6 protein-coding genes are annotated in these 7,566 nt (G+C 68.0%); 4 read left to right on the top strand and 2 right to left on the bottom strand.

Features of this window, described 5'->3' with window-relative positions; genetic code table 11:
• Window positions 1–227 precede the first annotated feature (227 nt).
• Entirely contained in the window at window positions 228–1,043 is an 816-nt protein-coding gene (locus tag AB0305_RS21995) for a methyltransferase domain-containing protein (RefSeq protein WP_364134413.1), read from the bottom strand.
• Between the two features lie 9 nt (window positions 1,044–1,052).
• Entirely contained in the window at window positions 1,053–1,544 is a 492-nt protein-coding gene (locus tag AB0305_RS21990) for a MarR family transcriptional regulator (protein ID WP_364134410.1), read from the bottom strand.
• A gap of 190 nt (window positions 1,545–1,734) precedes the next feature.
• Between AB0305_RS21990 and AB0305_RS21985 the strand changes: the two genes are divergently transcribed.
• The 4 genes from AB0305_RS21985 (at window position 1,735) to AB0305_RS21970 (ending at window position 7,427) form a co-directional block, all read left to right on the top strand.
• Window positions 1,735–3,945 carry an MMPL family transporter gene (locus AB0305_RS21985; RefSeq protein ID WP_364134407.1) on the top strand — a complete coding sequence of 737 codons (2,211 nt, stop codon included), beginning with the start codon at window positions 1,735–1,737 and terminating at the stop codon, window positions 3,943–3,945.
• 180 nt (window positions 3,946–4,125) lie between these two features.
• Window positions 4,126–4,542: a hypothetical protein gene (locus AB0305_RS21980; protein WP_364134404.1), complete on the top strand. Its 417-nt coding sequence runs from the start codon at window positions 4,126–4,128 to the stop codon at window positions 4,540–4,542.
• Between the two features lie 378 nt (window positions 4,543–4,920).
• Window positions 4,921–6,777 (top strand): molecular chaperone DnaK, encoded by a 1,857-nt coding sequence (dnaK, locus tag AB0305_RS21975; protein ID WP_364134401.1) that lies wholly within the window; start codon window positions 4,921–4,923, stop codon window positions 6,775–6,777.
• Window positions 6,778–6,779: 2 nt separating this feature from the next.
• Window positions 6,780–7,427: a nucleotide exchange factor GrpE gene (locus AB0305_RS21970; RefSeq protein ID WP_290256373.1), complete on the top strand. Its 648-nt coding sequence runs from the start codon at window positions 6,780–6,782 to the stop codon at window positions 7,425–7,427.
• Window positions 7,428–7,566: the final 139 nt, after the last annotated feature.

Below are 7,566 nucleotides of genomic sequence, written 5' to 3'. Positions count from 1 at the left end.
CACACGTCCCATTGAGGGATCCCCTTACGGACACCTGAACCGGTCGCCATATCGGGATTCTTGTGTCGCATAACCTAAGTGCCTCAAAACCCTAGGGTTATGAGACGGGTGGCTGGTGTTAATCGCCAGAGACCTGGCCACGACTAGTAGTTTGTCGATCATGCGATAGCCGTCGTTCGGCCACGGACTCGGTGCCTGGCGGTGAGCCTGCCTGGAGTCGGGCGACCTCAGGCGCGGGCGATGATCTCGCCGTTGGGGATCAGGAACCAGCCGTCGTCGGTGGATCCCCAGCGGTGCCAGCCCGCGGAGATCCGGGCCAGGTCCGCGGGAGTGGCGAAGCCGTACTCCACGGCCTGCTCCGCGAAGGAGGAATGCAGCACCCGTTCGCCCCACACCCGGGCCTGCCAACGCCGGGTCTGGCCGGTGGCGTAGAGCCAGTTGCTGCTGGAGGGCGCGACGTCGGTGAAGCCGGCAGACTGCGCCCAGGACACCAGCCGCCGCCCCGCGTCCGGTTCCGCGCCGTTCCGACGGGCTATCCGCTGATACAGCTCCATCCATTCGTCGAGTTCCGGGACGGCCGGGTACCAGCTCATGCCGTGGAAATCGGCGTCGCGGGCGGCGACGATGCCCCCGGCCCTGGCCACCCGGCGCATTTCCCGCAGCGCGGCCACCGGGTCGGTGAGGTGCTGCAAGACCTGGTGGGCGTGGACGACGTCGAAGCTTTCGTCGTCGAAGTCCAGGTCGTAGAGGTTGCCGGCCACGAAGCGGGCGTTGGCGGTGCCGCGTTCGGCTGCCAGGGCGGAGGCGTGGGCGATCACCTCGGCCGAGCGGTCCAGCCCGGTCACCTCCCCGGGCGCCACCAGTGCGGCAAAGTCGCACGTGATACTGCCCGGGCCGCAGCCGACGTCGAGCACCGAAACGCCCGGGGTCAGGTGCGGGAGTATGAACGCTGCGGAGTTCTCCGCCGTGCGCGACGCGTGGGCGCGGACCACGGATTCGTGATGGCCGTGTGTATAGACATCCTCTGGCTGTTCGGCGCTCATGGCCACAGGCTACGCGCTTCCGGCCGCTTCCTCGCCTGCCCGGACCGTGGCGGCGATCATCTCGGTCAGGAACCGGGTGGCCACCTCCAGTTCCTCCGGGGTGAAGCGTTCCATTGCTGCCCCCATGTGGCGGGCCAGCGGCAGGAACATGGCGCCGCCGTCGTCGAAGGCCTTGGCCGTCATCCTCAACTGGACCTGCCGACGGTCCGTGCCCTCGCGTTCCCGCACCACGTGGCCGGAGCGGTCCAGCCGGTCGATGAGGGCCGTGGTGGCGGGGGAGCTGAGGTGCAGTTCCCGGCGCAACACCCCGGGCGTGACCACCTGGTTCTTGGCCGTGTGCTCCATGATCACGGACAGGGCGTTGAGGTCCGTCCGGTGCATGTCGTTGCGGGCGCCGGCGGCGTCGACGTAGCGGTTGGCCTCCAGGCTGAACTCCTGGAGCAGCCGGACAAGCGGCGACGGCTCCCCGGGGCCGCCCTGCGGTGGAATCTCTGCTGACACTGGCCGCTCACCTCCTCCTGCGTTTCGTCCCCCGGCGCACCTGGCGCCCCACGGAGTTTACTCCAGGAGGCTCGACGGATCCCGGGGGAGAATTCCGCACCAATATATCTAGCCAGACACTTATATCCATCATGGAGATAATCTATGATTTACTGAAGTCTACTCCGTACCGCCCCCAGAGAAGGACGCCATGAAAACCAAGCGGCAAAACTCAACCCGTGTACCGTTCTGGCTCCGCTGGCTGGTGCCCGTCCTGCTGGTGGTCACCTGGCTGGCCATCGCCGGCATCGGCGGCCCCACCTTCGGCCGGCTAAGCGAAGTCTCCTCCAACGACCAAGCCTCCTTCCTTCCGGCCGGCGCCGAGGCCACGGAGGCGCAGGACTGGCAGGCCAAGTTCCGCGACTCCAAGGAGATCCCCGCCGTCGTCGTGATCGAAAGCGACGCCGCGTTCACCCCCGCCCAGCTCGGCCAGGCCGCCGCACTCAAGGGCAAGCTGGAGGAGCTCAAGGCCGGCAGCAGCGTGATCGGGCCGATCCCCTCCAAGGACGCGAAGGCCGTGCAGTTCGTTGTCCCCATCGCCTCCTCCGACGAGGTCAAGAACGTGATCAAGGAGGTCCGCGACGAGGTCAAGGCCTCCGCCCCCGAGGGCATGCAGACCTTCGTCACGGGCCCGGCGGGCCTCACGGCTGACCTGGTCAGCGCCTTCGCCGGCATCGACGGCATCCTCCTGCTCGTGGCGCTCGGGGCGGTGTTCGTGATCCTCCTGGTGGTCTACCGGTCCCTGCTGCTGCCCATCGCGGTGCTGTTCACGTCCGTGTTCGCCCTCTGCGCCGCCATCCTGCTGGTCTTCGGCATGGCCAAGCTGGGCTGGATCCAGCTCAACGGCCAGAGCCAGGGCATCCTGTCCATTCTGGTCATCGGCGCCGCGACGGACTACGCCCTGCTTTACGTGGCACGGTTCCGCGAGGCCCTGACGCACACCACCAACCGCACCGCCGCCGCCCTCACCGCGTGGAAGGCCGCGTGGGAGCCGATCCTGGCCTCCGGCGCCACGGTGATCATCGCCCTCCTGTGCCTGCTCTTCTCCGACCTGAACTCGAACAAGGCCCTGGGCCCGGTGGCGGCCGCGGGCATCCTCTGCTCACTCTTTGCCGCCCTTACCCTGCTGCCGGCCATGATGGCGCTCCTCGGCCGCACCGCGTTCTGGCCATTCCGGCCCAAGGTGCTCCCCGAGGAGGAGCGCGAGCCGGAATTCGTCACCGGCCTCGAGGGCCAGAAGGGCCTGTGGCGGGCCACCGGCACGCTGGTTTCCCGACGCCCGCGCACCGTCTGGGTGGCCTCGGTCCTGCTGCTGGTGATCGCCGCGGCGGGCGTGCTCCAGCTCAAGGCCAACGGCGTCCCGCAGACCGCCGTCATCCTCTCCGCCTCCAACGCGGTGGACGGCCAGAAGGCTCTGGCACGCCACTTCGACGCCGGCAGCGGCAGCCCCGCCGTGATCGTCACCGACCAGGCGAAGGCCCAGGACGTGCTGGCCAAGACCAAGGACACCAACGGCGTCGGCGATGCCTACCTGGTGGCCGACGGCGGGGCCCCGGTGATCCCCGGCGCCCCCGGTGCCGCCACCGAACCGGCGGTCCGTGACGGCCGGGTCCTGATCAACGCCATCCTGAACGACGCGGCCGACTCCAACGAGGCCGAGAACGTCGTCGTCGAACTCCGCAAGGAACTCAAGACCATCGACAGCGGCGCGCTCGTCGGCGGGGTCACGGCCACGGCGCTGGACACCAACACCACGGCCCAGCGCGACCTCGTCACCATCATCCCGGTGGTCCTGGCCGTCATCCTGGTCATCCTGATGCTGCTGCTCCGCTCCGTCCTGGCGCCGGTGCTGCTGGTGGCCTCGGTGGTCCTCTCCTACGGCGCCGCGATGGGTGTCTCCGCGGTCGTGTTCAACCACGTCTTCGGCTTCCCCGGGGCGGATGCCACCGTGCCGCTCTTCGGTTTCGTGTTCCTCGTGGCCCTGGGCGTGGACTACAACATCTTCCTGATGAGCCGGGTCCGCGAGGAATCCATCAAGCACGGCACCCGGCCCGGCATCCTGCGCGGCCTGGGCGTCACCGGCGGCGTGATCACCTCCGCCGGCGTGGTCCTGGCCGCCACCTTCGCCGCCCTGGGTGTCATCCCCATCATGTTCCTGGTGCAGCTGGCCTTCATCGTGGCGTTCGGCGTGCTGCTGGACACGGTCCTGGTCCGGTCCCTGCTGGTCCCGGCCCTGGCCTACGACCTGGGCCACCGGATCTGGTGGCCCAGCAAGCTGGGCCGGGCGGAGACCGACCGTGCGGCACGAGCCCAGGTCTCCCAGCAGCCCGAGCCGGAATCCGCAGAGGCGGGAGTCCGCTAAGACCCCCCGGCCGCAGCCGCCGTCACCGCTCCTGGTTCCCCCGCCAGGCAACCGTGGCGGCGGCTGCCTGGTTAAGGGGCATCCCCGGCGCAGGGAAACGGCCCTGTCGCCGCCCGGGGTCCCTCGATAGACTGCCCCTGCGCCCGAGCGGGCGCGCACGCCTGCAGGAGGGATCCACCCATGTCTGACAATCACGGTGAGTTTGATCGAACGGCAGCAGAAGAAGCGCGGCATGATGCGGCCGCCCCTGCCGCCGAGGAGACGGGCCTTGAGGCCGACGCCGGCCAGTACGTCGAGGGCGACTACGGCAACGCCGGCGTGACCGGGGAGAACCCGGCCGGCGCCCCGGAGGGCGAATACGCCGAGGGTGACTACGGCAAGGCCGGCGTTGCCACCGGCTCCGCGGTCGGCGCCGAGGAAGGCGACTACCCCGAGGGTGACTACGGCCGCGCCGGCGCCACGGGCCCCGATGCCGTCGCCGGCGTCGAGGGCGAATACGAAGAGGGCGACTACGGCGCCGCGGGCGCCACCGGCCACCGCGCAGCGGGCGAGGCGGCCCGCGACAACGAGCGTCGCGACGACGAAACCGGACGCTAGGCGCGCAGAAGGACTTTTCAAGCGGGCCCGGCGGGACCGTTCTCGCAGAGCGAAACGACCGCCGGGGCACCCGCCCTGCGCACTGGCGAAATCGCAGTGGCGACGAAATCCGCGGAATCCCGGGGTTTGGCGGGACAAAACCGCCGACCTCAGCGCCGCCGGCGCGGTTGAAATCCGCACCGTTAGCCAAAGTTGAGCGGAAGCGACTCAACTTTGGATTGACATCGGAATGAGCCTGCGTAGACTTGAGTGCAGAGCGCTCAACAAGTGGGCGCGCCTCGACAATCGACGGGCTCGATGCCGGGTTCACTCCCGGTCGCCGGGCCTCCGCCCGATGGCCGGGGGCAGCACGTTTCCAAGGAAAGAAGGAAGCCACACATGTCACGAGCAGTAGGTATTGACCTCGGAACCACCAACTCCGTTGTTTCCGTTCTCGAAGGTGGCGAGCCCACCGTCATTGCCAACGCCGAGGGTGGCCGCACCACGCCGTCGGTCGTTGCGTTCTCCAAGTCCGGCGAGGTCCTGGTCGGCGAAATCGCCAAGCGCCAGGCCGTCAACAACATCGACCGCACCATCTCGTCGGTCAAGCGCCACATGGGCACCGACTGGACGATGAGCATCGATGACAAGAAGTACACGGCGCAGGAAATCTCCGCCCGTATCCTCATGAAGCTCAAGAACGACGCCGAGTCCTACCTGGGCGAAAAGGTCACCGACGCGGTTATCACCGTCCCGGCCTACTTCAACGACGCCGAGCGCCAGGCCACCAAGGAAGCCGGCGAGATCGCCGGCCTGAAGGTCCTGCGCATCGTCAACGAGCCCACCGCGGCTGCCCTGGCCTACGGCCTGGACAAGGGCAAGGAAGACGAACTCATCCTCGTCTTCGACCTCGGCGGCGGCACCTTCGACGTCTCCCTGCTCGAAGTTGGCAAGGACGAGGACGACTTCTCCACCATCCAGGTCCGCGCCACCGCCGGTGACAACCGCCTAGGCGGCGACGACTGGGACCAGCGCGTCGTGGACTACCTGCTGAACCAGCTCAAGGTCAAGGGCATCGACCTGTCCAAGGACAAGATCGCCCTGCAGCGTCTCCGTGAGGCTGCCGAGCAGGCCAAGAAGGAACTGTCCTCCTCCTCCAGCACCAACGTCTCCCTCCAGTACCTCTCCGTCACCCCCGACGGCCCGGTCCACCTGGACGAGCAGCTGACCCGCGCCAAGTTCCAGGACCTGACCAAGGACCTGCTTGAGCGCACCAAGAAGCCGTTCCACGACGTCATCAAGGAAGCCGGCATCAAGCTCTCCGACATCGACCACATCGTGCTCGTCGGCGGCTCCACCCGTATGCCCGCCGTCTCCGAGCTGGTCAAGGAACTGGCCGGCGGCAAGGAGCCCAACAAGGGCGTCAACCCGGACGAGGTCGTCGCCGTCGGCGCTGCCCTGCAGGCCGGCGTCCTCAAGGGCGAACGCAAGGACGTGCTGCTGATCGACGTCACCCCGCTCTCCCTCGGTATCGAAACCAAGGGCGGCGTCATGACGCACCTGATCGAGCGCAACACCGCCATCCCCACCAAGCGGTCCGAGACCTTCACCACCGCGGATGACAACCAGCCGTCCGTGGCCATCCAGGTCTTCCAGGGCGAGCGTGAATTCACCCGCGACAACAAGCCGCTGGGCACGTTCGAACTGACCGGCATCGCACCGGCCCCGCGCGGTGTGCCGCAGGTCGAGGTCACCTTCGACATCGACGCCAACGGCATCGTCCACGTCTCGGCCAAGGACAAGGGCACCGGCAAGGAACAGTCGATGACCATCACCGGCGGTTCCAGCCTCTCCAAGGAAGACATCGACCGCATGGTCCGTGACGCCGAGGAGCACGCAGCCGAGGACAAGGCCCGCCGCGAGGCGACCGACACCCGCAACACCGCCGAGCAGCTCGCCTACTCCGTGGACAAGCTGATCGCCGACAACGCGGACAAGCTGCCCGAAGAGGTCAAGACCGAGGTCCAGGCCGACGTCGACGAGCTGAAGAAGGCGCTCGAGGGCACGGACGACGCCGCCGTCAAGACCGCGTTTGAGAAGCTGCAGGCTTCCCAGACCAAGCTCGGCGAGGCCATCTACGCCCAGGCCGGTGCCGCTGAGGGTGCCGCCGGTGCCGAAGGTGCCCCGGCCGGCGAGAAGGCTTCCGACGAGGACATCGTCGACGCCGAGATCGTTGACGAAGACGAGAAGAAGTAATCATGCCGCACCACGGTAACGAAGCAGAGCACGGCGGCGAGGGCCCGGACGAGAGCCAGAAGCCGGTGGTCCACGACAACCGCAAGGTTGATCCGAAGACCGGCCAGGCCCGGCACCCGGACCAGGAACATGCCGCGGCGGAGTCCGGATCCGGGGACGCCCTGTCCCAGGCCGAGGACATCCTCAACAGCGTGGACGTCCCGGCCGCGGAATCCGTGGCGCAGGGCGTCGACGCCGGGGAAGCGGAGGAACTGAAGAACGACCTCCGCCGCCTGCAGGCCGAGTACGTCAACTACCGCAAGCGCGTCGAACGCGACCGCGCCGTAGCAGGGGAGATGGCCGTCATCGGCGTCCTGAACTCCCTGCTCCCGGTGCTGGACGACGTCGACGCCGCCCGGCAGCACGGCGACCTGGCCGACGGCCCGTTCGCCGCGATCGCCGCGAAGCTGGAGAACGCGCTCAAGACCTACGGTCTGGTGCGCATCGATGAGACCGGCGTGGAGTTCGACCCCACGATCCACGAGGCCCTCATCCAGCAGCCCGGCGCCGACGTCGAAACCGACACGGTCAGCCAGGTCCTCCGCTCGGGCTACAAGTCCGGCGACCGGGTCCTGCGCGCCGCCCAGGTGATCGTGTCCGTCCCGGCGTAGTGTCACCACCGCGCCTTCGCGGATGAGGGGGCCCCGCCCCTACGCGTGGATTCAACACAAACATAGGAATCCCGGTTTTCAGTTGATCTTGTTGTTAGTAGCCGGCCGCGCCGGAACATTCCACCCGCGCGGTAACGCG

The sequence above is a fragment of the Arthrobacter sp. NPDC080086 genome, assembly GCF_040702285.1.
Note: the sequence above shows the minus strand (reverse complement) of the source record. Positions and strands in the feature narration are given on the sequence as shown.